General features: G+C 72.0%; 22 protein-coding genes. 7 read left to right on the top strand and 15 right to left on the bottom strand.

What is annotated here, in order from left to right; translation table 11 throughout:
* Positions 1-273: 273 nt before the first annotated feature.
* Positions 274-1,557 carry an ion channel protein gene (locus ACFXAZ_RS11685; RefSeq protein WP_384588060.1) on the top strand — a complete coding sequence of 428 codons (1,284 nt, stop codon included), beginning with the start codon at positions 274-276 and terminating at the stop codon, positions 1,555-1,557.
* Positions 1,558-1,823: 266 nt separating this feature from the next.
* Here ACFXAZ_RS11685 and ACFXAZ_RS11690 read toward each other — a convergent pair whose 3' ends face one another.
* The 6 genes from ACFXAZ_RS11690 to ACFXAZ_RS11715 all read right to left on the bottom strand — a co-directional run bounded on the left by ACFXAZ_RS11690 (position 1,824) and on the right by ACFXAZ_RS11715 (position 7,594).
* Positions 1,824-2,585, bottom strand: a complete 762-nt coding sequence (locus ACFXAZ_RS11690; RefSeq protein WP_384588063.1) for an ABC transporter permease — start codon at positions 2,583-2,585, stop codon at positions 1,824-1,826.
* Positions 2,582-3,592: an ATP-binding cassette domain-containing protein gene (locus tag ACFXAZ_RS11695; RefSeq protein WP_384588066.1), complete on the bottom strand. Its 1,011-nt coding sequence runs from the start codon at positions 3,590-3,592 to the stop codon at positions 2,582-2,584. The genes ACFXAZ_RS11690 and ACFXAZ_RS11695 overlap by 4 nt, the downstream gene beginning before the upstream one ends.
* Before the next feature lie 136 nt (positions 3,593-3,728).
* On the bottom strand, positions 3,729-4,370 hold the full coding sequence (locus tag ACFXAZ_RS11700) for a PadR family transcriptional regulator (RefSeq protein ID WP_384588069.1): 642 nt from the start codon (positions 4,368-4,370) through the stop codon (positions 3,729-3,731).
* Between the two features lie 68 nt (positions 4,371-4,438).
* A complete protein-coding gene (locus ACFXAZ_RS11705) occupies positions 4,439-4,987 on the bottom strand; it encodes a DinB family protein (RefSeq protein WP_384588072.1) in 549 nt (182 codons plus the stop codon).
* A gap of 155 nt (positions 4,988-5,142) precedes the next feature.
* On the bottom strand, positions 5,143-6,603 hold the full coding sequence (locus ACFXAZ_RS11710; protein WP_384588075.1) for an aldehyde dehydrogenase family protein: 1,461 nt from the start codon (positions 6,601-6,603) through the stop codon (positions 5,143-5,145).
* Between the two features lie 166 nt (positions 6,604-6,769).
* Positions 6,770-7,594, bottom strand: a complete 825-nt coding sequence (locus ACFXAZ_RS11715; protein WP_382681114.1) for a helix-turn-helix domain-containing protein — start codon at positions 7,592-7,594, stop codon at positions 6,770-6,772.
* 331 nt (positions 7,595-7,925) lie between these two features.
* Here ACFXAZ_RS11715 and ACFXAZ_RS11720 point away from each other — a divergent pair, with 331 nt between their 5' ends.
* Positions 7,926-8,441, top strand: coding sequence for an ATP-binding protein (locus ACFXAZ_RS11720; RefSeq protein ID WP_384588078.1), 516 nt, complete (start codon positions 7,926-7,928; stop codon positions 8,439-8,441).
* A 114-nt stretch (positions 8,442-8,555) separates the two neighbouring features.
* Here ACFXAZ_RS11720 and ACFXAZ_RS11725 read toward each other — a convergent pair whose 3' ends face one another.
* The 7 genes from ACFXAZ_RS11725 to rpmG all read right to left on the bottom strand — a co-directional run bounded on the left by ACFXAZ_RS11725 (position 8,556) and on the right by rpmG (position 12,073).
* Entirely contained in the window at positions 8,556-8,855 is a 300-nt protein-coding gene (locus tag ACFXAZ_RS11725) for a DUF397 domain-containing protein (protein ID WP_382681010.1), read from the bottom strand.
* A gap of 230 nt (positions 8,856-9,085) precedes the next feature.
* Positions 9,086-9,571, bottom strand: coding sequence for an SRPBCC domain-containing protein (locus ACFXAZ_RS11730; protein ID WP_384588081.1), 486 nt, complete (start codon positions 9,569-9,571; stop codon positions 9,086-9,088).
* Complete coding sequence (locus ACFXAZ_RS11735; RefSeq protein ID WP_384588382.1) at positions 9,568-9,936, bottom strand: ArsR/SmtB family transcription factor; 369 nt, start codon at positions 9,934-9,936, stop codon at positions 9,568-9,570. Before ACFXAZ_RS11735 ends, ACFXAZ_RS11730 begins: the two co-directional genes overlap by 4 nt.
* A 52-nt stretch (positions 9,937-9,988) precedes the next feature.
* A complete protein-coding gene (locus tag ACFXAZ_RS11740; RefSeq protein WP_384588084.1) occupies positions 9,989-10,390 on the bottom strand; it encodes a VOC family protein in 402 nt (133 codons plus the stop codon).
* A gap of 96 nt (positions 10,391-10,486) precedes the next feature.
* Positions 10,487-11,707, bottom strand: a complete 1,221-nt coding sequence (locus tag ACFXAZ_RS11745) for a CobW family GTP-binding protein (RefSeq protein WP_384588087.1) — start codon at positions 11,705-11,707, stop codon at positions 10,487-10,489.
* A 4-nt stretch (positions 11,708-11,711) separates the two neighbouring features.
* Entirely contained in the window at positions 11,712-11,900 is a 189-nt protein-coding gene (locus ACFXAZ_RS11750; protein WP_384588090.1) for a 50S ribosomal protein L31, read from the bottom strand.
* 8 nt (positions 11,901-11,908) lie between these two features.
* The gene (gene rpmG / locus ACFXAZ_RS11755; protein WP_384588093.1) at positions 11,909-12,073 is read right to left on the bottom strand and encodes a 50S ribosomal protein L33; all 165 of its coding nucleotides are present in this window, start codon (positions 12,071-12,073) and stop codon (positions 11,909-11,911) included.
* A gap of 212 nt (positions 12,074-12,285) precedes the next feature.
* Here rpmG and ACFXAZ_RS11760 point away from each other — a divergent pair, with 212 nt between their 5' ends.
* Both ACFXAZ_RS11760 and ACFXAZ_RS11765 read left to right on the top strand, forming a co-directional pair.
* Positions 12,286-12,777, top strand: a complete 492-nt coding sequence (locus tag ACFXAZ_RS11760; protein WP_384588385.1) for a hypothetical protein — start codon at positions 12,286-12,288, stop codon at positions 12,775-12,777.
* Positions 12,778-12,992: 215 nt separating this feature from the next.
* Positions 12,993-13,511: a DUF4232 domain-containing protein gene (locus tag ACFXAZ_RS11765; protein WP_384588096.1), complete on the top strand. Its 519-nt coding sequence runs from the start codon at positions 12,993-12,995 to the stop codon at positions 13,509-13,511.
* A 55-nt stretch (positions 13,512-13,566) separates the two neighbouring features.
* Here ACFXAZ_RS11765 and ACFXAZ_RS11770 read toward each other — a convergent pair whose 3' ends face one another.
* The gene (locus ACFXAZ_RS11770; protein WP_384588099.1) at positions 13,567-14,703 is read right to left on the bottom strand and encodes a DUF2786 domain-containing protein; all 1,137 of its coding nucleotides are present in this window, start codon (positions 14,701-14,703) and stop codon (positions 13,567-13,569) included.
* A gap of 103 nt (positions 14,704-14,806) precedes the next feature.
* On the opposite strand from ACFXAZ_RS11770, the gene ACFXAZ_RS11775 reads away from it, so the two are divergent.
* The 3 genes from ACFXAZ_RS11775 to ACFXAZ_RS11785 all read left to right on the top strand — a co-directional run bounded on the left by ACFXAZ_RS11775 (position 14,807) and on the right by ACFXAZ_RS11785 (position 19,396).
* A complete protein-coding gene (locus ACFXAZ_RS11775; RefSeq protein WP_384588102.1) occupies positions 14,807-15,523 on the top strand; it encodes a Clp protease N-terminal domain-containing protein in 717 nt (238 codons plus the stop codon).
* A 128-nt stretch (positions 15,524-15,651) separates the two neighbouring features.
* Positions 15,652-17,391 (top strand): bifunctional 3'-5' exonuclease/DNA polymerase, encoded by a 1,740-nt coding sequence (locus ACFXAZ_RS11780; RefSeq protein WP_384588105.1) that lies wholly within the window; start codon positions 15,652-15,654, stop codon positions 17,389-17,391.
* Positions 17,392-17,608: 217 nt separating this feature from the next.
* Positions 17,609-19,396: a hypothetical protein gene (locus ACFXAZ_RS11785; protein ID WP_384588388.1), complete on the top strand. Its 1,788-nt coding sequence runs from the start codon at positions 17,609-17,611 to the stop codon at positions 19,394-19,396.
* 10 nt (positions 19,397-19,406) lie between these two features.
* Here ACFXAZ_RS11785 and ACFXAZ_RS11790 read toward each other — a convergent pair whose 3' ends face one another.
* Positions 19,407-21,911: an ATP-binding protein gene (locus ACFXAZ_RS11790; protein ID WP_384588108.1), complete on the bottom strand. Its 2,505-nt coding sequence runs from the start codon at positions 21,909-21,911 to the stop codon at positions 19,407-19,409.
* Positions 21,912-21,974: the final 63 nt, after the last annotated feature.

Genomic DNA, 21,974 nt, shown 5'->3' on the forward strand with positions numbered 1-21,974 from the left:
GCGGCCAGGGCCGGTGTCGGGCCCCGCTGTGGGCCGGTGCCGAGCGGCCAAGGCCGGTGTCGGGCCCCGCTGGCGTTGGGCGGCCATCCGGTGGTGTCGGCCCGGCCACGGGCTGGTGTCGGGCCGCCGCCCCTGGTGCCCAGCGCACCTCCTGCCCCCGCCTCCCCTGATCTTTTCCTCCGGCCCCCTCCCACTCCCCCCTCCCTCCCCTCCCCTCCCCTCCCCTCGAATGTTGCGCCCGGTATACGCCGTTCGCCCGTTTATCGTGTGCCGGTGGCTCACGACACCTCGGCGCCGGCGCCGAGCACACCGGCGACCCCGGCCCGCGCGCTGCTGCCGCTGGTCCTTCCCGCCCTTGTCGTGGGCGTGGGCGCGAGCCTGCTCCTCCTCGGGGTCAGCGGGCTCGCCGAGGCGCTTCAGCATGTGCTGTGGAACAACCTCCCCGACGCCCTCGGCGTGGGCAGCTACTCCGTGCTCTGGATGCTCGTCATGCTCACCGGGACCGGCATCCTCGCCGGGCTGGTGGTGTGGAAGGTGCCCGGACACGCCGGCCCCGACCCGGCCATGACCGGCCTCGACGCGCCCGTGATGCCGCCCGTCGTCCTGCCCGGTCTGCTGATCGCCACCGTCCTGACCCTGGCCGGCGGCCCCAGCCTCGGCCCCGAGAACCCCATCATCGCCGTCAACGTCGGCCTCGCCTTCTGGCTGGGCCGCCGCCTGGTGCCCGCCCTGCCCGGCGCGGCATGGCCGATGCTGGCCGAGGCCGCGACCATCGGCGCCCTGTTCGGCACCCCCGTCGCCGCCGCGCTGGTCATCTCCGAGGCACTGGCCGGACGGCAGGTCAGGGGGAAGCTCTGGGACAACGTCTTCGCGCCCCTGGTCGCCGCCGCCGCGGGTGCCCTGACGGCCACTCTGGTGGCCCACCCCAGCTTCGATCTGCATCTGCCCCCGTTCAGCCGCCCCGGCTGGTCCGATCTGCTCGCCTGCGTCGTCATCGCCTCCCTCGCCGCCCTCCTCGGCATGTGCGCGGTGTACGCCTTCCCGTACGTCCATGGCGCCTTCGCACGGCTGCGCCACCCCCTGCTGATCCTTCCCGCCGGCGGGCTCGTCCTGGGGCTGCTCGGGGCCCTGGGTGGCCAACTGACGCTCTTCAAGGGGCTGGACGAGGTGGCGGAACTCGCCCAGGACCCGGACGGCTGGTCGGCCGGCCAGTTCGCCGCGATGGCCGTGGTGAAGCTGGCCGCCCTGCTGGTCGCCGCGTCCAGCGGGTTCCGCGGCGGGCGGATCTTCCCGGCCGTCTTCGTAGGTGCCGCGTTCGGGCTGGCCGCCCATGCCCTGATCCCGGGCGTGGACCCCTCGGTCGGCGTCTCCGCCGGTGTGCTCGGCATGCTGCTGGCGATCACCCGGCAGGGCTGGGTCAGCCTCTTCACCGCCGCCGTCCTCGTCGCCTCCCCCGCCATCCTGTCCCTCCTGTGCATCGCCTCCCTCCCCGCCTGGCTCCTGGTCACCGGCCGCCCCCAGATGCAACTGAAGGAGGACGGCTCCGCTGTGCGGTGACGCTCCGCGGTGTCCGGCCCCCGCCGACCCCGGGCCCGACCGCCCCCCGCACGGCCGGGCCCGCGGCCCCTCCCCGCTCCCCCGCTCTCCGAGGGCCGACGAGCGGATCCGCTTCCGCTGCTTCTGGTACACCGCCGACCCCTCCCGGGTTCCCACTCCGGGCCAAGAATTTCCCAGCGATTCTCGACGGACCGTCGGCCCCCTCCCCCCTCGCCCCTCGCCGCCTCGCCCTTTCGCCCCCCTTTCCTCTTCGCTGAAGCACTCGCCTACTTGCTCAGGCGCCCGAACCTCCGTACCGCCAGTGGGAAGAACACCGCCAGCAGCACCAGCGGCCACACCACGGCCGCCCAGACGTGGCCGGGCTCCCCGCCGGGGTTGCCGAATAGATCCCGGACCGCCGTCGCCGTATGGGACATGGGGTTCCACTGGACCACCGTGCCGAGCCAGTCCGGCATGGAGTCCGGGGCGGCGAAGGCGTTGGAGAGGAAGCCCACCGGCCAGACCAGGATCTGAACGGCTGTCACCAGTTCCGGTTTGCCCGCCACCAGGGCCAGATGGATGCCGATCCACAGCATCGCGAACCGGAACAGCAGGAGCAGTCCGAGCGCCGCGAAGAAACCGGCGGGTCCGCCCGTCGCCCGCCAGCCCAGTGCCCAGCCCACACCGACCAGCACCAGCAGCGTCAGCGCGGACTGGAGCATGTCGGCCGCCGAACGGCCCACCAGCACCGCCCCGTTGGCCATCGGCATGGAGCGGAAACGGTCGATCACCCCCTTGTTGAGATCCTGGGTGACCGCGACCATCGTGGACTCCAGACCGAACGCCATGGTGAGCGCGAGCATGCCCGGCACCAGGAAGTCGACGTAGTCGCCGGTGATCCCGCGCCCGCCGCCGACCAGATAGCCGAACATCACCAGCAGCATCACCGGGAAGACCAGATTGACGACGACCTGGACCGGCTGCCGCGCCCAGTGGGCGAGTTCACGCCGGGTCATGGTCCAGGAATCGGTCAGGGCGTACGTACTCATGCCACGTTCTCCTTCGGCTCCGACTGCGAGTTCGAGGTCAGCTGCCGCCGAGGCTGGGGCTGGGGACGCGTCGGAGCCTCGCCCGTCAGGTGCAGGAACACCTCGTCCAGGGTCGGCCGGCGCAGGGCGATGTCCTCGGCCTGGAGGCCGGCCGTCTCCAGGGCGCGTACGACCTCGGCGAGCGCCGTCATGCGGTCGGTGACCGGCGCGCTGATCAGACGGCGGTCGGGGTCGACCGTCATCTCGTCCTCGTCCATCGGCAGCAGGGCGACCGCCGCGCCCAGCTGCGCCTCGTCACGCAGGACGACGTCGATGCGGTCGCCGCCGATCAGGTTCTTCAGGTCGTCCGCCGTGCCGTCCGCGATGACCCGGCCCCGGTCGACGACCGAGATACGGTCGGCGAGCTGATCGGCCTCCTCCAGGTACTGCGTGGTCAGCAGGACCGTCGTACCGGCGCCGGTCAGGGAGCGGACGGCGGCCCACACCTCCGTGCGTCCGCGCGGGTCGAGGCCGGTCGTCGGCTCGTCCAGGAAGAGCACCTCCGGTTCCACGATCAGGGACGCGGCCAGGTCGAGACGGCGCCGCATGCCGCCGCTGTACCGCTTGACCGCCTTGCGGCCGGTGTCCTGGAGGCCGAAGCGTTCCAGGAGCTCCGTGGCGCGCACGCGCGCGTGCCGGGCGCCCAGATGGTGGAGGCGGCCGAACATCTCCAGGTTCTGGTGGCCGCCCAGCTCCTCGTCGAGCGCCGCGTGCTGGCCGAGCAGGCCGATGCGGTGGCGCACCCGCTGGGCCTCGGTCACCACGTCGTACCCGGCCACCGTGATCCGCCCGGCGTCCGGGCGCAGCAGGGTGGCCAGGATCCGGACCAGGGTCGTCTTGCCCGCGCCGTTGGGGCCGAGCACGCCGTGGACCGTGCCGCGGCCCACGGTGAGGTCGAGGCCGTCCAGCGCGCGTTTGCCGCCGTACGCCTTGTGCGCGCCTTCGACGGCGATCGCCGTATCGGACATGCGCCACCCACTCCCTAGTCAAATTTGACTAACAATCGCCGGGGGAGGCTAGTACCCGAACCCCTCATTGGTCAAACTTGATTAATGGAGGTGAATGAAAACAGCGTCCTCAGGAAGGCGGCTTCAGCGGGCGGCTTCAGCGGTCGTCCCCCGGATGCCGCTCCGGCGTGGCGTACGGGTTCTGCGCGCCGTCCGCCAGTACCGCGACGAACGGGTCACCCTCCCCGGAGAAGGTGTACGCGCCCGCGCGGATCCGTTCGATCAGGCCCCGGGTCCACTCCGCTCCGGTGTCGGCCGTGTGCACCCAGAGGTTCATGATCTCGCCGATGTGGCCGAGCTGGGCGGGGCCGTCCTCGGGTGTGTAGTACTCGGTGACCGACTTGCGCCACGCCTCGACGGCACGCACCCGCTCCTCCAGGAGGTCGAGCACCTCCGCGCGGGGCAGGTCGACCATGAAGCCGACGGCGGCGGTGAGCATGTCGGGGGGCTGGTCGTACGCGGTGAGGTAGGTGCGGAGCAGGGAGAAGTACTCCTCGGTGCCCTTCTCGGTGATCTCGTACTCGGTGCGCGGCGGGCCGCCGGCCGTGGACGGCGCGATCTCGTGCGCGCGCAGCAGGCCCTGCTTGGCCATCTGCTTCAGGGCGTGGTAGATCGAGCCGGGCTTGGCATTGGACCACTCGTGCGCGCCCCAGAACTCCAGGTCGTTGCGGACCTGGTACCCATGGGCCCGCCCATGCTGACGGACGGCCCCCAGCACGAGGAGACGGATCGCTGACATGGGTTCAGGGTAGGCGGCGGGGGTGCGGGCGATGCCGGGCAACCCCCGTCGGTGACCGGTCGGGCCCGTCAGCCCCAGGGCTCCCCGCGCTCCAGCGCCACCAGCTCGAACGCCGTCCTGCCGCCCAGCGACTCGCGGATGATGTCCGCGTGGCCCGCGTGGCGGCCGATCTCGCGGATCAGGTGCAGGCACAGCCAGCGCACGGAGACCCGCCCCTCCGGCGGGAACCAGGGTTCGTCCGGCAGCGCGAAGGTGTCGTCGAGGCTGGGGACCGCGCGGACGTACGCCTCCGTCCCGACGGCGACCTTCTCCCCGTACGCGAGCTGGGACTCGACGGTCTCGCCCGCGACGAGACGGAAACTCTCCTGCCAGTTCGACGCGTCCCGCGCCACCGCCGGCGGCTCGCCCTTGGCGCGGGCGACCCAGCTCTGCTCGACCTCGGCGACATGCTTGAGCAGCCCGGACAGCGACAGCTCGCTCGCACTCGGACGGGCGCCCGCCTGTTCCTCGGTGAGTCCCAGCACCGAGCGGCGGATGCCGCCGCGCTGCTCCTCGATGAAGGACAGCAGCGCCCCGCGCTCGTCTCCCGCCGCCTCGGCCCGCACATGAGTGACCATGACCGTCCCGCCTTCCCGGATCGTCCGTCCAGGGCTCCGCTCCGCCCTGCTCCGTCCCGCTGACAAGGACGACGCTACGGAGCGTTGAGGTCAGATGCTGTCCGCAACGCTCCGACACCCCGGAAGGGGAACTCCCGAACCCCCGGAACCGTTTGCTAGAACGGGAAGCCGCTCCGCCCCCGCTGCACCGAGATCCACTTCAACGAGGTGAAGGCGTCCACCGTCGTCTCTCCGTTCAGCCGCCCCACGCCCGAGTTCTTCTCGCCACCGAACGGGACCAGTGGCTCGTCGTGGACCGTCCCGTCGTTGACGTGGAACATGCCGGTGTCGATGCGCCGCGCGAAGCGCACCCCCCGCTCCGGGTCGGCGGTGTGGACGGCGCCGCTGAGGCCGTAGGGGGTGTCGTTCACCAGCCGGATCGCCTCCTCCTCGCCGTCGAAGGGGACGAGGAAGGCGACCGGGCCGAAAATCTCCTGCCGCAGAAGGGGGGAATCAGCCGGTACGTCCGTGAGGACCGATGGCTCGATCAGGTTGTCGCGGGCCGTCCCGCGCAGCAGTGCCGTCGCGCCGTCGGCCAGCGCCTGGTCCACCGTCGCGGAGATCAGCTCCGCCTGGGAGGCGTTGATCACCGGGCCGATGACGGTCTCCGGGTCGCGCGGGTCGCCGGTCTTGAGGGACCTGACCTTGGTGACGAACTTCTCGGTGAACTCGGCGGCGACGGCCCGGTCCACCAGGATCCGGTTGGCGGCCATGCAGACCTGACCCTGATGGACGTACCGGCTGAAGACGGCCGCGTCGACCGCGTAGTCGATGTCGGCGTCTTCGAGGACCACCAGCGCGCTGTTGCCGCCGAGTTCGAGGATCACGCGCTTGAACAGGCCCGCGCAGACCGTGGCGACATGCCGGCCGACCTTGTCGGAGCCGGTGAAGGAGATCACCTTGGGCACGGGGTGTTCGATGAAGGCGTCGCCGACCTCGGCGATGTCGGTGATCACGACGTTCAGCAGGCCGGGCGGCAGGCCCGCGTCCTCGAAGATCTTCGCCACCAGGGTGCCGCCACAGACCGGGGTGTCCTGATGGGGCTTGATCACCACGCCGTTGCCGAGGGCGAGCGCCGGGGCGACGGACTTCAGGGAGAGCAGGAAGGGGAAGTTGAAGGGGCTGACGACACCGACGACACCGACCGGGACGCGGTAGAGGCGGTTCTCCTTGCCCTCGACGGGCGAGGGGATCAGCCGGCCCTCCTCGGTGGTCGTCAGGCCGATCGACTCGCGCAGGAACTCCTTGGCGAGGTGCAGTTCGAAGCCGGCCTTCAGACGGGTGCCGCCCAGCTCGGCGATGATCACCTCGGCTATCTCCGCCTCGCGCTCCTCGACCAGCCGCAGCGCTCTCTCCATCACGGCCCGCCGGGCGAAGGCGTTGGTGGCGGCCCACGCGCGCTGGACGCGTTCGGCCGCGCGGTAGGCCTGATCTATCTCGTCGGCCGCGGCTATGGTGATCGAGGCGAGCTTGTCGCCGTCGTACGGATTGACATCGATGATGTCCCAGGCGCCGGTCCCCGGCCGCCACTCACCGTCGATGTACTGCTGGGCCAGATCGGTGAAGTACGACGACATGCGATCCCTCAATCCCTGCCGCTCGCGCAGTGGAAGCCGCCGGCGTGGCGGCCGGCGTGGTCGAAGCGGTCGGCCGTCCGTCGCGCCGCGCTGACAGCCACCGAGAGCCGTCCGAGACCCATCCGGAAAACCTGATGCTCTGATCGCACGTCATCGTACTTGTGTTTCAGGAGAGTTGGAGTAGTCCCCGAAGAAGATCCCGGCTCTCGGCGGGGCCCGGACTGTCGGTCTGCAACTCCTTGAGAGCGGTCTCGTACTGAGTGACATCTTCGGGCTTGTCGAGATAGAGGGCGCTGGTGAGCTGCTCCAGATAGACCACGTCCGACAGATCGGACTCGGGGAAGCTGAGCAGGGTGAAGGCACCGGACTCACCGGAGTGGCCGCCGAAGCCGAACGGCATGATCTGGAGCCGTACGTGGGGCCGCTCGGAGATCTCGATCAGATGCTGGAGCTGTCCGCGCATCACCTCGCGGTCACCGTAGGGGCGGCGCAGCGCGGCCTCGTCCAGGACGATGTGGAAGTCCGGGGCGTCCTCGGCGACGAGATGCTTCTGGCGCTCCAGCCGCAGGGCGACCCGCCGCTCGACGTCCGCCTCGCTCGCGCCCTTCATGCCGCGCCGGACCACCGCGCGGGCGTACGCCTCGGTCTGGAGCAGACCGTGCACGAACTGCACCTCATAGGCGCGGATGAGGGAGGCCGCGCCCTCCAGGCCCACATAGGTGGGGAACCAGCTCGGCAGGACGTCGGAGTAGCTGTGCCACCAGCCGGCCACATTGGCCTCGCGGGCCAGGGAGACCAGGGAGGCCCGCTCCGTCTCGTCCGTGATGCCGTACAACGTCAGCAGGTCCTCCACGTCCCTGGTCTTGAAACTCACCCGGCCCAGTTCCATCCGGCTGATCTTCGACTCCGAGGCGCGGATGTGGTACCCCGCCGCTTCGCGCGTGATGCCGCGCGCCTCGCGCAGTCGCCTGAGTTGCGAGCCGAGCAGCATGCGTCGCACCACCGATCCGGGCTCTCCCGCGCTCACGTTCGCCGCCTCCCAACCGTCTTCAGGGCCCGCAGTCTGCCACTAAAGCACTTCGAGCAGTACTCGTCCGGTTACAGAGACGGAAAGAAGCCAAACATTCCGCTTCGCTTCATGGGCACTCAACGCCCACAGCTGGCGCAAAGCTGACGGAAAAAATGACCAACAAGCGGTACGGGAGGGTCCAATTCGGTCGCGTGCACGTGCATCTGCCCTTGCATCTGATGTACGCATCCGAAACCATGGTCTCGCGCCACCGCTGCATCGCAACGACCGCGAATTCCCGGGAGTGCCTCGCATGGGGACGAATGGATCGACCATGCTCAAGCCGTTACGGCAGGGCCTTCCGCCGCTGGATCCCTCGGCCGCGTCCGACGCCGCCTCCTGTGCGCTGCCCGCCCGCTACGAAGCGGTGCGCGAGGCACGCGGGTTCACCCGCTCGACGCTGGGCCGCTGGGACGCCGACGACCGGTTCGACGACATATGCCTGGTGGTCTCGGAACTCGTCACCAACGCGCTGCGCCACGCGCTGCCGCACCCCGACCCCTGCCCGGCCGAACACTGTCCGGCCGGGCACGAGCAGCAGCCCGTGCGGCTCCAGTTGATGCGCTGGACCGGCCGGCTGGTGTGCGGGGTGCGCGACCCCAGCGCGGACACGCCCGTCACCCGGGACACCGAGGACTTCGCGGCGGAATCCGGCCGTGGGCTGTTCCTGGTGGACTCCTTCAGCGACAGCTGGGGCTGGCACCCCCTGGCCGGATCACTGCCCGGCAAGGTGGTCTGGGCGATGTTCCGCCTGGGCGAGAGCGGTTGACGTACCGCGGCACTCCAGGGCGCCGCGGTTCTACGCGCGTTACCGGCTGGTACGGACCACATCGCGCGACCCGCTCCGGTACGCCGCCTTCGGGCGCCGTCGTCGGGCCGCGCCTCAGCCCGCTATCAGATGGTCGAACTCGCCGTCCTTGATGCCGAGCAGCATGGCCTCGATCTCCGCGCGCGTATAGACGAGGGCGGGGCCCTCCGGGAAGTTCGAGTTGCGTACCGCCACCCTGCCGCCGGGCAGTCGGGCGAACTCCACACAAGAACCTTGGGAATTGCTGTGACGGCTCTTCTGCCATGCCACTCCGCTCAACTTCGCGGCGGTCATGCCGTTGTACACGCCGGGGGCGGGAACTCCGCCGTGCCGGTCACCTTCGTACACGTCACCGTCGTACACGTCGTGGTCCACAGGTCGCTCCCCGGTGGTGCACTGGCTGGTGTGGCCATTGATGCATCGGTCAACTGTGCCGGATCATAACCCTGTTCACCTGCGGATGCATGAACGAATGCACTGGCAGATGCACGTGCACGCGGGGTGTTCTCATGATTACAGCTTTGACGGCCGCTTTACCTCAGCCGCCACAGCATTACCAGCATTACCGATTCACCCGGGCCGATCCATTCGTTTTCACCGACGTTTCACGGAAGTCGTTCCATCCGGTCCAGCGTCTGCCCCAGAGTCCGCATGACATGCGATCTCCACCCGCCGTCCATGATCTTCCGTGCCATCAGCTGTGCCGGGTCATCGGGGTCGAATCCCTCGTGCACTAGGAACAGACGCGTTCCCCGCCCTTCCTGTTCCAATGTCCATGTGAGGGTCCAGTCAACGGTGTTGCTCGTTCCGGCGTCGGCCCAGCGGACTCGAAGCATCCGTTCAATGTCGTAGGCGAGCACACTGACATCGACCTCGCCCGAGAATCGGGTGCCCGGCCGGGGCACGGAAGTCATCCGGTAGCGATGGCCGACCGCCAGGCGGAAGTCCTCGGCACCTGGCATCTGCCACTGCGCGAGCAGCGCGGGTTCGGTCAGCGCACGCCAGACCTTGCCCGGCGGATGCGGGAAGAAGTGGTCGACGCGGATGGTGGTGAGGTCATCGGCGGACTCGTCCGGGAAGTCGGTGCTCATGTCGGCTCATCGTCGGGCATCCGGTCGAGCAGCGCGCCGAGGCCGGTCAGCCGTTCGCGCCAGAACCGCTCGTACGGATGGAGCCAGTCCTGTACGTCGGCCAGCGGGGCCGCCTCCAGGCGGTAGATACGCCGTCTGCCGGAGCGCTGCTCGGAGACCAGGCCGGCCTCCCTGAGTACCTTCAGGTGCTCCGAGAGGCTCGGCCGGCGCATGGCGAAGTGATCGGCCAGCGCCTGGACGGACTGCGGCCCACCCTCACGCAGCAGCCGCAGCACCTCGCGCCGGGTGGCGTTGGCGAGGGCGGCGAAGACGTGGTCGGTGGGGGTGGGCGCGGCGGCGGGGGCGGGTGCGGCGGCGGTGGACATCGGGGATGCGGCGGAGGCGCCCGTCCCGGACCCGGTTGCGGTCATGGCGTGATCAGAAACCTTCCTTCTCCGTCTCCGTCAGGAGCATCAGCGCGTTGCCGTCGGGATCGTGGAAGGCGGCCATCCGGCCCCACGGCTGCTCCTTTGGCCCCTGCACGGTGACACCCGCCTCGGCGAGACGCGCGCAGTCGGCGTCGACATCGGTCGTGACCAACATGATCCCCCGGGTCGAGCCGGGCTCGAAACCGCCCATGCCGGGGCCCGAGAGCGTGAACACGGTCTGCGCGCCGCGCGGGGCGACCTGGACCCAGCGGCCGGGAGGCATCTGGAGATCGGCGGTGACCTCGAACCCGAGGACGTCCCGGTAGAAGCGCAGGGCACGGTCCTGGTCGGTGACCGGGAGCGTGATGAACGAGGCGTGGGTGATGTATGTGGTGCTCGTGGTGTTGTCCATGCGGTCGACGATAGGTAGGAGATCCCCTACGAGTCAAGCGTAGGGGATGTCCTACCTATCGGGTTCCCAGGCCAGGAGGGGGCGGACCAGGAGCGGTCAGACCCCCAGGAAGGTGTCGAAGACGGGCGGCAGGCGCTTCCAGGCGTCCCGCCCGGCGGCGTACTCGGCGTCGGTCAGGAGGCAGGATTCCAGCAGCCGCTCCAGCCCGTCCCGCTCCAGGCCGGGGGATGTGAACGCCAGGCGCTGGCAGCGGTCACCGTGCTCGGGGTGCCAGTCGAGTGCGGCGGCGACCCGGCGTATCGGCGGTACCAGTTCCCAGGCCGCGTCCGGCAGTGAGGCCAGCCATGGGCCGGCCGTCTCGACACAGAGCGCGCCGCCCGCCGCGTCCCAGTGCAGCAGTGTGTCCGGCTTGTCGGCGAGCCAGAACCGGCCCCGGCTGCGCAGGGCGGCGCAGGTCAGTGCCTCCAGCGCCGCGTACAGCCGCTCGGGGTGGAAGGGGCGTCTCTGGTGCCAGACGAAAGTGCGTACGCCGTGCGCGTCCGCCTCGGCGGGCAGCAGCGCACACGCCGGGTGCTGGGCCGCGGCGGCGGCCTCGATGTCGAAACCGGCTCGGGCGGCGGTGGACAGGGGGGTGGAGGGGGTGGGCGCGGAGGGGGTGGGCGCGGAGGGGATCGGGGTCTCCGGGGCCGGAACTCCCGTTGCCGAAGTGCCCGTCAGGTCGGCGTGGCCGATCGGGACCCTACGGGCTGTCGGGTGCAGCTGGGCCAGCAGTTCGTGGTCCTGGTCGTCGGCCTCCGGGGAGTCGGCGACGGCGAGGACGGGTGCGTACTCCAGCTGACGGGCGAAGGTGTCGGCGACCGTGCGCCGGTCGGTGGTGGCGGCGGCGAGACCGCACTCGGCGAGGTCGTCGCCGTTGGCGAGGTACGGCAGCAGCAGGGCCGGATCGACGGCGGTGATCACGCCGGTGAGCCGCAGCCCGCCGGACACGATCACCTGGGCCATCGCCCTGGGCTCGACGGAGTCCCACAGCTCGACGATCGCGAGCGGGGTGAGGCCGCCGCGCCCGAGCCGCTCCAGCTCGGGCACCAGGTCCTCGCGCAGCGCGCAGCACGCGCAGTCGTCGACCAGCGGTGTCTCACCCGTGGCGAGGACTCCGGTGGCGTCCGAGACGGTCCGAACGACAATGCCGGCCGGGGCCGTGGTGAGGTCGTGGTGGAGTACGACGCTGCCGGGGACGTCGGCGAGCAGCCGGGCCACCGTTGCCCTGCGGGCATCGGCGTGCAGCCCGCCGACGATCACGACGGAGAGGTCGGGCACCGGCCTAGCCCCGCCTTCCGTAGCGGCGTTCGAAGCGCTCGACGCGGCCCGCGGTGTCCAGGACGCGGGCGGTGCCGGCCTCCCAGAGGGCGGTCTTCTCGCCGGTCATGGTGGAGCGGGCGAGAAAGGCGTGGCCTGCGGCCCGGCCACAAGAGGCGACAGGGCCGTAGGGCGGGTGGATTCCCTGGCGCATGCTCCGGCTCAGCGCTCCTCTCGGAAGTCGACGTGGCGGCCGGCGACGGGGTCGTACTTGCGCAGGGTCATACGGTCCGGGTCGCTGCGGCGGTTCTTGCGGGTGACGTAGGTGTAGCCGGTGCCGGCCGTGGACCGGAGCCTGACCACCGGGCGGAGTTCGTTGTGTGTCATGCCCCCATCTTACTGAAAACGATTCCCATTAACATCCCCCCAGGTGAGGGGTTGCCGGCGGGGTGGGGATGTGGCCTGATGCGCCTCTTTCGGGCCTCCTTCGGTGGCGTTACGGGCTGGTAGCTTGCTGCTGGTCTTAGCGTCCGATCGGCTCCTGGGGGCTTGCAGTGACTTCGGCGACGTACGCGGGTGATGCAGGGCGCGGCCTGCGGATGCGGTGCGTGGTCCTGGCTGTGGGGCTGGTGGGAGCGCTCGCGCTGACCGCGTGCGGGGGTGGTGGCGGGGAGGACGACTCCGCGAGTCCGACGTCCTCGCCCGCGCCCTCCCCTTCGACGGGCGCGAGCGCGAACGCCGGGGGTGCGTCCGGTGATTCACCGGCCGTCGCCGGTGATCTGGAGGGGAGTTGGGTCACCGGCTCCGGTGACGGCAAGGTGGTGGCCCTGATCGTCACGGGGGCGCGGGCGGCCGTGTTCGCGACCGGCGGGAGCGTGTGCAGCGGGACCGCCGGTGAGGCGGACGGCGAGCGGGTGATCAGCCTCAAGTGCACCGGGGGCGGCGACGAGCGGGCGTCGGGCACGGTGGACTCCGTGTCCGCCACGACGCTCGACGTGACCTGGGAGGGCACGCTCGGCACCGAGACGTACACCAAGGCGGAGGGCGGGAAGCTGCCTTCGGGGCTGCCGACGGCGGGTCCGGGGCGGTGACTTCGCCGGGCGGCTGATGGATCAACGGGCGGGGGTGTTCTTCGAGTTCCCCGGCTCGTCGGGTTTTTTCGGGGGCGGTGCGAGCAGCGGTTCCGGTCGCCTGCGCTCCGCCGCGAGCCCTTGGCGGGCGGTCGTTCTCAGTGCCCCGGTCCGCTCGTTCGGCCGGCGTAAGCTCCTGGCAGATCATCGTCAGGCCACCCGTGGGGATCCCGTACATGCGTCCGCGTCCGCTTCCGTTCACCGTCCTCGCCCTCGCGGGCACTCTGCTGCTGGGGGCCTGTGGGGGTGGGGACGACAGCGACGGCGATGCCGGGGCCGGGACAGTGGCGGCGCCCGGCGCGTGCGCGATCGGGGATCTGACGGTCGAGGCCGGTCCGGCCGCGGAGGCCCCGGTCGCCGGGGACACCGGAAACGTGCCGGTCAATCTCACCAATCGCGGCGAGGAATGTGTACTGGACGGCTTCCCCGGCGTGCGCCTGGAGGGCGGGGACACCTCCGTGGACGTACCGGCCGACGAGGCCGCCACCGCGCAGCAACTGACACTCGCCGAGAATGTGACGGCGACCTTCACCCTCACCTACGTGCGCGGGGAGGGCGTCGACGCCGACCAACTGCGGGTCAGCCTGCCGGGCGGCGACCAAGGGGCGGGGCTTCCGTGGTCCTACGGGCCGGTCGCGGCGGCGGGCGGGGCGCCCGAGGCGTCGGTGAGCGCGTTCCAGCAGGCGGGAGACTGAGGTCTCGCGTTCTCCGGTTGTCCGGGCTCTCCGGTTTTCGGGTTCTCGGCCGGCTTCAGCGGGGTGGAAGTCGGGGTCGGGTGGCGACCTCCGCGCGGTCGGCGGCTTCGGCGCCCTGGGTCCAGCCGGCCGCGTCGGTGATGCCGCGCAGCCGGGTCGTGGTGGCCTCCGGGAACATCCGGTCCGCCGCGTCGACGACGGCCACCGCGCGGGAGGCGAGAACCGGCAGCAGATCGTCGCTCACCGGGGTCTCGGCCGCCGCGGCGAGGCGGGCGCCGATGCGGTGGGCGTAGGCGGCGAGGAAGGACTGCCGGAAGGTCTTGGTGCGCTTGCGCCCGCCCTTGCGCTGCTCGGCTTCCGCCCTGGTCATCGCGGTGTTGGCCTGGACGAGGAGCGAGGTGTGGAGCAGTTCGACGGCCGTGAGGTCGGCCTCGAATCCGACGACCGTGGAGAAGCCGAAGGGCTCGTTCCACACCGCGCGGCAGTGGTTGGCGGTGGCGACCGCGTCCAGCAGTACGGCCTTGGCCTGCTCGTACGGCGGCTCGACCCCGATCCGGATGGCGCCGGGCGCGTCCGGCGCGGGCGCCCGCGAGGCCAGTAGCGCCGCGTCGACGCTGTGCCGGGCCATCAACTCCTGCGCCTTCGCGCTGAGCGCCTCGGCCTCCTCGGGAAAGCCGGTGGCCTCGGCCTTGGCGAGCAGGGCGCGGATGCGCGTGAGGGTGCGGGTGAGCATGCGGGACTCCGGCGTGCGCGGGTCGCCCGCCCCGGGCGCGGGCTCGTCGAGCGGCTCCAGGGAGGGCAGACGCAGCAGCAGGCGGTACAGCTCCAGTACGGCCGTGGCGTGCGAGAAGCGGTCCGCGCGGGGCGGGGGCTCGGCGGGCAGCGCCTCCAGCTGGGCCGTCCAGCGAGGTCCGCGCGGGCGGTCGTCGGGGGCCTGCGCGCGGATGAGGGCGGCGGCGAGGCGGATGTGTACGTCGTCCAGTTCACGGCGTACGACCCGCAGGATGTCGGCGGGCTGCCAGCCGCGCCGCCAGGCAGCCGCGACGAACTCCCGGCCGCGCCGGTCGAGTTCCGCGTCCGAGGCGGGGTCGGACGCGAGGAGGGAGGCGGCGGTGTCGAGGGCCGTGCCGTCGTCGGAGGCGTAGAGGGCGGCCAGGGCGCGATCGACAGGGGTGGGCGGGGACGTACTCACATGTTCGATCGTGTCATGGGTGCCGGCGGCACCGGCCGGTGACCGGCGCACACCTGTCAACCATCGGTTGACAGTGCCGGGAGATGCAACCTACGGTTGACACATGACAACGAACCCCATCGCCTCATCCGTACGTCTCGACGACCTCATCGCGTCCATCAAGAAGGTCCACTCGGAGCCCCTCGATCAGCTCCAGGACGCCGTGCTCGCCGGGGAGCACCTGGGCGACGTCGCCGATCATCTGATCGGGCACTTCGTGGACCAGGCCCGGCGTTCGGGTGCCTCCTGGACGGACATCGGCACGAGCATGGGCGTCACGCGGCAGGCCGCGCAGAAGCGGTTCGTGCCCAAGGAGTCCGCGGATCTCGACCCGGGCCAGGGCTTCGGCCGCTACACGCCACGCGCGCGGAACACCGTCATGGCCGCCCACAACGAGGCCCAGGCCGCCCGCAACGCCGAGGGGCGCCCCGAGCACCTGGTCCTCGGCCTGCTCTCCGAACCGGACGGGCTCGCCGCCAAGGCGATCGTCGAGCAGGGCGTGCTGCTCGACGTCGTGCGCCAGGCCGCGACCGCCGCGCTGCCGCCGGCCGCCGATGAGGTCCCGGACCTGATCCCGTACACCGCGACGTCCAAGAAGGTCCTCGAACTCACCTTCCGCGAGGCGCTGCGCCTCGGCCACGACTACATCGGCACCGAGCACATCCTCCTCGCCCTCCTGGAGTACGAGAACGGCGACGGCGTGCTGTCCGGCCTCGGCATCACCAAGGCCGGGGTCGAGGGGTACGTGGCGAAGGCACTGGCGGACCACACGAAGCCGTAGACCGCGCGGAAAGCGCAGGGCCCAGCAGGAGGGCTGAGCGCGACCGGACGGTTGGTCGGCCGATCGGCCGGCGTCCGGGCATCACGGTCGTTCCGGGCATTGTCAGACCCGGCTGGCACACTCGCAGCATGGTCGATCGCTGGGCACTCGCTCCGGTCGAGGGGGGCGGTGTGGAGGTCGCCCCCCTCGGCCCGGACGGGCTGCCCGGCGGGCCGGTGCGCCGGGAGGCGGACGCGGTGGAGGCCGTGCGGGCGCGGCCCGAGGTCGTGCGGTGGGTGTGGCGGTCCACCGCCGAGCTGTATCCGAGGCTGCTCGCCGCGGGGGTGCGAGTGGAGCGGTGCTACGACATCGAGGCCGCCGAGACGCTGCTGCTCGGCCATGAGGGGCGGTACGGGGAGCCCCGCTCGGCCGCCGCCGCCCTGGCCCGGCTGCACCGCGGTCCGGTGCCGCCGGATCCGCCCGTGCGCCCGGCCGAACCGGGCTCCCAGTCCCCGCTGTTCGAGCCGCAGACGGCGCGGGTCCCGCTCGCCGATCTCCTCGCGGTGTACGCCGAGCAGCAGCGCCGGCACGAGCGGGCGGAGCACCCGGACCGGATGCGGCTGCTGACCGCCGCCGAGTCGGCCGGGATGCTGGTGGCGGCGGAGATGAACCGGTCGGGGCTGCCCTGGCGCCCGGACGTCCACCGCGAGGTGCTGCACGAACTGCTGGGCGAGCGGTACGCGGGCGGGGGCGAGCCGCGTCGCCTCGCGGAGCTGGCGGACGAGGTGTCGGCGGCGTTCGGGCGGCGGGTGCGGCCGGATCTGCCCGCGGAGGTGATCAAGGCGTTCGCGCGCGCGGGCATCAAGATCACGTCGACGCGCCGCTGGGAGATCGAGAGCATCGACCACCCGGCGGTGAAACCACTGGTGGAGTACAAGAAGCTGTACCGCCTCTGGGTCGCCCACGGCTGGTCCTGGTTGCAGGACTGGGTGCGGGAGGGGCGGTTCCGGCCGGAGTTCCTGGCAGGGGGCACGGTGACCGGACGCTGGGCCACCAACGGCGGGGGCGGGCTCCAGATCCCGAAGGTCATCCGGCGGGCCGTGGTCGCCGACCCCGGCTGGCGGCTGGTGGTCGCGGACGCCGACCAGATGGAGCCCAGGGTGCTGGCGGCGATCTCCCGGGACCCCGGTCTGATGGAGGTGGCGGCCCGTCCGACCGACCTCTACCAGTCCGTCTCCGAGCGCGCCTTCTCCGGCGACCGCGACGAGGCCAAGATCGCCGTCCTCGGCGCGATCTACGGCCAGACCTCCGGTGACGGCCTCAAGAACCTCGCCGCGCTCCGGCGCCGCTTCCCGAGAGCCGTGGCCTACGTCGACGACGCGGCCCGCGCCGGGGAGGAGGGGCGGCTGGTGCGGACCTGGCTGGGCCGGACCTGCCCACCGGTGGCCGGGACGTCACCGGACGACATCGGGGACGAGGCCGGAATCCCCCAGGACGACGAGGAGGACGGCGGCGAGCGCAACGGCGGCGGCGGCGGCGGCAGGGGGAACGGCGGGGGCGGGGGCCAGGACTGGGTACCGGGGTACGCGTCCCGCAACTCCCGCGCCCGCGGCCGTTTCACCCGTAACTTCGTCGTCCAGGGCAGTGGCGCCGACTGGACCCTGCTGCTCCTGGCCGCCCTGCGCCGCGCCTGCTCCGGGCTCGCCGCCGAGCTGGTGTTCTTCCAGCACGACGAGGTGATCGTGCACTGCCCGGCGGAGGAGACCGGGAGAGTCGTCCAGGCGATCCACGAGTCCTCGGAGCTGGCGGCGCGGCTGACGTTCGGGGGGACGCCGGTGCGGTTTCCGTTCAGTACGGCGGTGGTGGAGTGCTATGCGGAGGCGAAGTGAGGGGCGGCGAAGTGAGGGGCGGCGGAGGCGGGACGGGCCGGACGGGCCGGACGGGTCCGGCTCGGTTTCGATATCGTGTACGAGGCCGCAGGTGTCGGCCTGCCTGCCCGAAGCCAGTCGAGAGCCACACAAAGGATTGCCGGTCGGCTTGAGATGCGATACAAGCACCGTTGCCGCGAACCGCTGATCGGTGGGGTATTCCGGTTCGTTGGAGCCGCTGGCCGTGTTCGGTAGCCGCCCGCTGCCCGTGCCCGCGGGGCGGGACGCCCGCCGTTGGAACACCCTGCACGGCGAGCGGACCCTCGTGGTGGCCGCGCGTACGGTCACCTCGACGGTCCGGGCCCTGGAATCGTTGCCGTCCCTCCTGCGCGACGACGCCCGCGTGCACGTCGTCTTCGCCCACGACCCCACCTCCGCGTTCAGCGCCGGTGTCCTCGATCTCCTGCACGGCTCCGGCTGCCGGGTCGCCCCTTGGGAACAGCTCGCGGACCTCTCCCCCGACCTCATCCTCACCGCCAGCGAGAACATCGACGTGCCGGAGGGCGACTGCCCGGTACTGGTGCTGCCGCACGGCATCGGCTTCCAGAAGCTGGTCCCCGACTCACGCGGGCCGGGCACCCGGCTCTCCGGGGTCGTACCGGACGCACTGCTGGAAACCGGACGCGCCTGGCTGGCGATCTCCCATCCGGCGCAGGAAGAGCAATTGCTGGCCACCCATCCGAAGGCCGCCGGGCGCACCCTGCTGGTCGGCGACCCCTGCTTCGACGAACTGGTCGGAAGCCGGACGCGGCGCGGGCGGTACCGGGAGGCCCTCGGCGTGGCGGATCACCAGCGTCTGGTCGTGGTCAGTTCGACGTGGGGGCCCACATCCCTGCTGGGGAGGCATCCGGACCTGCTCCCGCGTCTGCTCGCCCGGCTTCCCGGTGACGAGTACCGCGTCGGCGCGATCGTCCACCCCAATGTGTGGTCGGCCCACGGGGAGTGGCAGATCCGCACGCTCCAGGCAGCCGCCCTGGAGGCGGGACTGCTGCTGATGCCGACCGTCCACGCCTGGCGCGCCGCGCTCGTCGCCGCGGACCTCGTCATCGGCGATCACGGCTCGGTGACGCTGTACGGCGCGGCGGCCGGGACCCCGCTGCTGCTGGGCGCGTTCGGCGAGGACGCCGTGCCCGGGACTGCGGTGCGGGAGCTGGCCGCCGCCGCGCCCCGGCTCGACCCGCACGGCGACCTTCGCCAACAGGTGGAGGACGTCATGGACGCGCACACACCCGAGCGGTACGCGGCGGTCGCCGCGCGGGCCTTCGCGGACCCCGGGCAGGCGTCGGCACGGCTCCGCACGGCCCTGTATCACCTGCTGAAGCTCCCGGAGCCGGCCTCGCCCTCCCCCGCTCCCCACCTGCTGCCGGTACCGGCACCGCCCGCCGCGCCGGTCACCGCCTGGCAGGTCACCACGGACATCGGCGGTACGGACTCCGGCGGCGCGGGCCCGGATGTGGCCGTCACCGTGCGCCGTGTCCCGGCGGCCGTCACCGCGTACGGCCCGGCCGCCCCGGAGTCCGCGACCCGCTTCGCGCATCTCGCCTGCACCGACGACGAACGCGACCTCCGGCTGACCGAGAGCGCCTCGGTCGTCGTGCGGGGTTCGGTCGCGGGCACGTCGGTCGGGGCGCTGCGGTGGATCGAGGACACGCTCCGGCGGCTCCCCGGCAGCCTGCTCGCGGCTTCGGCGGTCCTCGGGGGCGGCTGTCTGGTGGGGCTCAGGGACGGCCGCGTGGTGGAGGCGAGCGCCACCGGCCCGGCGCCGGACCCGAGCCTGCTCGCCGCGGCGGTCTACGCCTGTCTGCGCGCGGGCCTGACGATGGGCGGCGGCACGCACGGCCATATGTACGACGGTACGGGCGGCGGTACGGGCGGCAGCGACGGCAGTTGGGTGACGCTGCGGATCGGGGACGTACGGGAGGAGGACGTCGTCCTGCGTCTTCGTCCCTCCCCGCCGGCCGGCTGACCGCGTCCCCTCACCCACCCAGCTCCGCCAGCCGTCGGCGTACCTCCTCCGCTCGCCGGTCGCCGAACGACTCGTAGATCTCGGCGGCCCGTTCCAGGCTGCCCCGCACCAGTTCCGCAGGGCCGCCCGCCCGTTGCGCGATGCCCGCGAGATCCTCCTGGGCCTGTGCCTCGTACTGCATTCCGGGCGCTTCCGCGCCGAGGACCGTGATGGCCTCGCGCAGTTCACGGATCGCGTCCTCAAAGGCGCCGAGGTGGCCGTGCGTGACACCGATGGCCGCCTGGACCCGTGCGGCCATCCGCCGGTCGGGTTCCGCACGGTTCATCAGGTCCCGGTGGGCGCGGCGCAGCAGGACCAGGGCCTCCTCGTGATCGCCCCGGGCGTCCAGCGCGCGTCCGAGGAAGAAGGTGGCGAGGGCCGCGCCACGGGTTTCCCCGGCGCGCTCGTTGAGGTCGAGGGAGCGCCGGTACGCCTCGACCGCGCGGGACGCGTCGTGCCGGTCCCAGTACCGGCCGAGGAACTCCTGGACGGAGGCGCGCAGATCCAGCCGGTCGGTGACCTCGGCGAGCGCGGCGGCCCGGTCCAGTTCGGTCCGGGCGCGTTCGTCCTCGCCGAGGTCGAGCAGCGGGCGTGACAGCAGGCTGCGCAGCCGGGCCTCACCGGCGGACGCCTCGGCGAACTCGCCCGCCGTACCGGCCGCGGAGGCCGCCGACGCGGCGGCCCGCGCGCCCAGTTCCAGCGCTTCCCGCCAGGTGCCGAGGTAGCGGTGGTACAGGAACAGGACCGCGAAGGACTCGGACAACTGCCAGGTCAGGGTGTGCAGACCATGGTGGGCGGCGGCCCGCAGGACCGCCAGGACGGCCAGGTGCTCGGTGTCCAGCCAGGCGAGCGGCGGGGGTCCGCCGGGCGTGGCGAACGGGTCGTCGGCCTCGCTCAGCAGGTCGGTGAGGTCGGCGACGCGCAGCCGCTCCTTGCGCAGCGCGCGGTCGGCGAGTGCGGTCAGGGCGAGGTAGTGCGTGCCGACCCGCCGGATCAGCGCCGTCTGCTCGCCCTCCGGCTCCTGGGCGAGCGCCCGTTCGCGGGCGTGCAGACGTACGAGATCGTGCATGCGGTACCGACCGCCGCCGATGCTCTCCACGAGGCTGGCCCGGGCCAGTGCCCGAACCGTCCGCCGGGCACCCGGCGGGTCGGTGTGCGAGGCGACCGCGGCCACGCCGAGGTCGAAGACGCCGAACGGCAGCCAGCCGAGCAGCCGGTAGAGCCGGGCGGCGTCGGGCGGCAGGAGACGGTAGGCGGAATCCAGGACCGCGGACACCGAGGGTCCCTCCTCGTCCAGGGTCAGTCCGGCCATCCGGCCGGTCTCGTCATCCAGTTCGGCGGCCAGTTCCGCCATGGTCGTGCCGTCGTCGGCGGCCAGCCGGGCGGCCACGATCTGGAGCGCGACCGGCAGGCCGCCGCACAGTTCCACGAGCCGCCGCGCCGCCTCCGGCTCGTCCTCGACCGCCCCCGGCCGGCACCGGTCGCTCAGCAGCGCCAGCCCGCCGTGCGCGTCCAGCGGTCCGACGGAGATCAGCCTGGCCCCGCCGAGGCTCAGCTCGCCGAGCCTGCCCTGGCTGGTGGCCAGGACGACGCTGCCGGGCCCCTTGGGGATCAGTGCCCGCACCTGGGCGGCCTGGTTCACGTCGTCCAGGACGAGCAGGATGCGCAGCTCGGCCGTGCGCGACCGGTAGAGGTTGGTGCGTTCGGCGAGCGAGTCGGGGATGCCGGCCCCGCCGCCCGGCAGGGACCGCAGGCACATGGCGAGGGCTTCGGAGACGTCCGCGCCCGGTCCGGTGACCGGGGTGCACCGGTCGCGCAGGGCGGCGAAATCGACGTACAGCTGCCCGTCCGGGAAGCGGTCGCGGGCCCGTTGTGCCCAGTGCCACGCCATGGTCGTCTTGCCGACTCCGGGGAGGCCGTCCAGTACGTCGACGGCGACGGCCGCGGAGCCCTCGGCGCGCGGGGCGAGGGTGTCGTCCAGGAGCGCCAGCTCGGCCGTGCGGTTGCTGAACGGGACGGTGACCGTGGGTACTTGGTCGGGGCGCGGGGACGGCAGCCCCGGCGCGGACGGCGGGGGCGCCGCGACCTGGAAGGTGATGCCGCCGTGGATGGCCGAACCCTGGAAGACCGGGCCGTGGTACACGCCGCCGCCGACCAGGCTGACAAAGGTGCGGGAGGTCTCCGGCGCCACCTCGGACAGCAGCCGCGCCAGTTCCCGCGCCGCGCCGGGGTCGTCCTGGAAGACGCCTTCCAGCCGGTGCCGCAGCCGCGTCTCGACCAGCGCCGGGGTGCCGGCGCCACCCGCGCTCAGCTCCTCGCGCGCCGCCCGCACCTCGTCCTCGGCCGCCGTGTCCGGGGCACCCCGCCCGAGGAACCGGCCCAGTCTGCCCTTGGCCCGCTCGTACGCGTCCGACACCAGCAGCCCGACCAGTGCCGTCGCCCCCGACGCGGCGAGCGCCGCCAACTCGGTTTCCACACGTACCCCTTCACCCGGCCATGACCCCGCGGACCTGTCCGGGGACCACCGTAGAGGGACAAC

The organism is Streptomyces sp. NPDC059477, assembly GCF_042749375.1.
Lineage (GTDB): Bacteria > Actinomycetota > Actinomycetes > Streptomycetales > Streptomycetaceae > Streptomyces.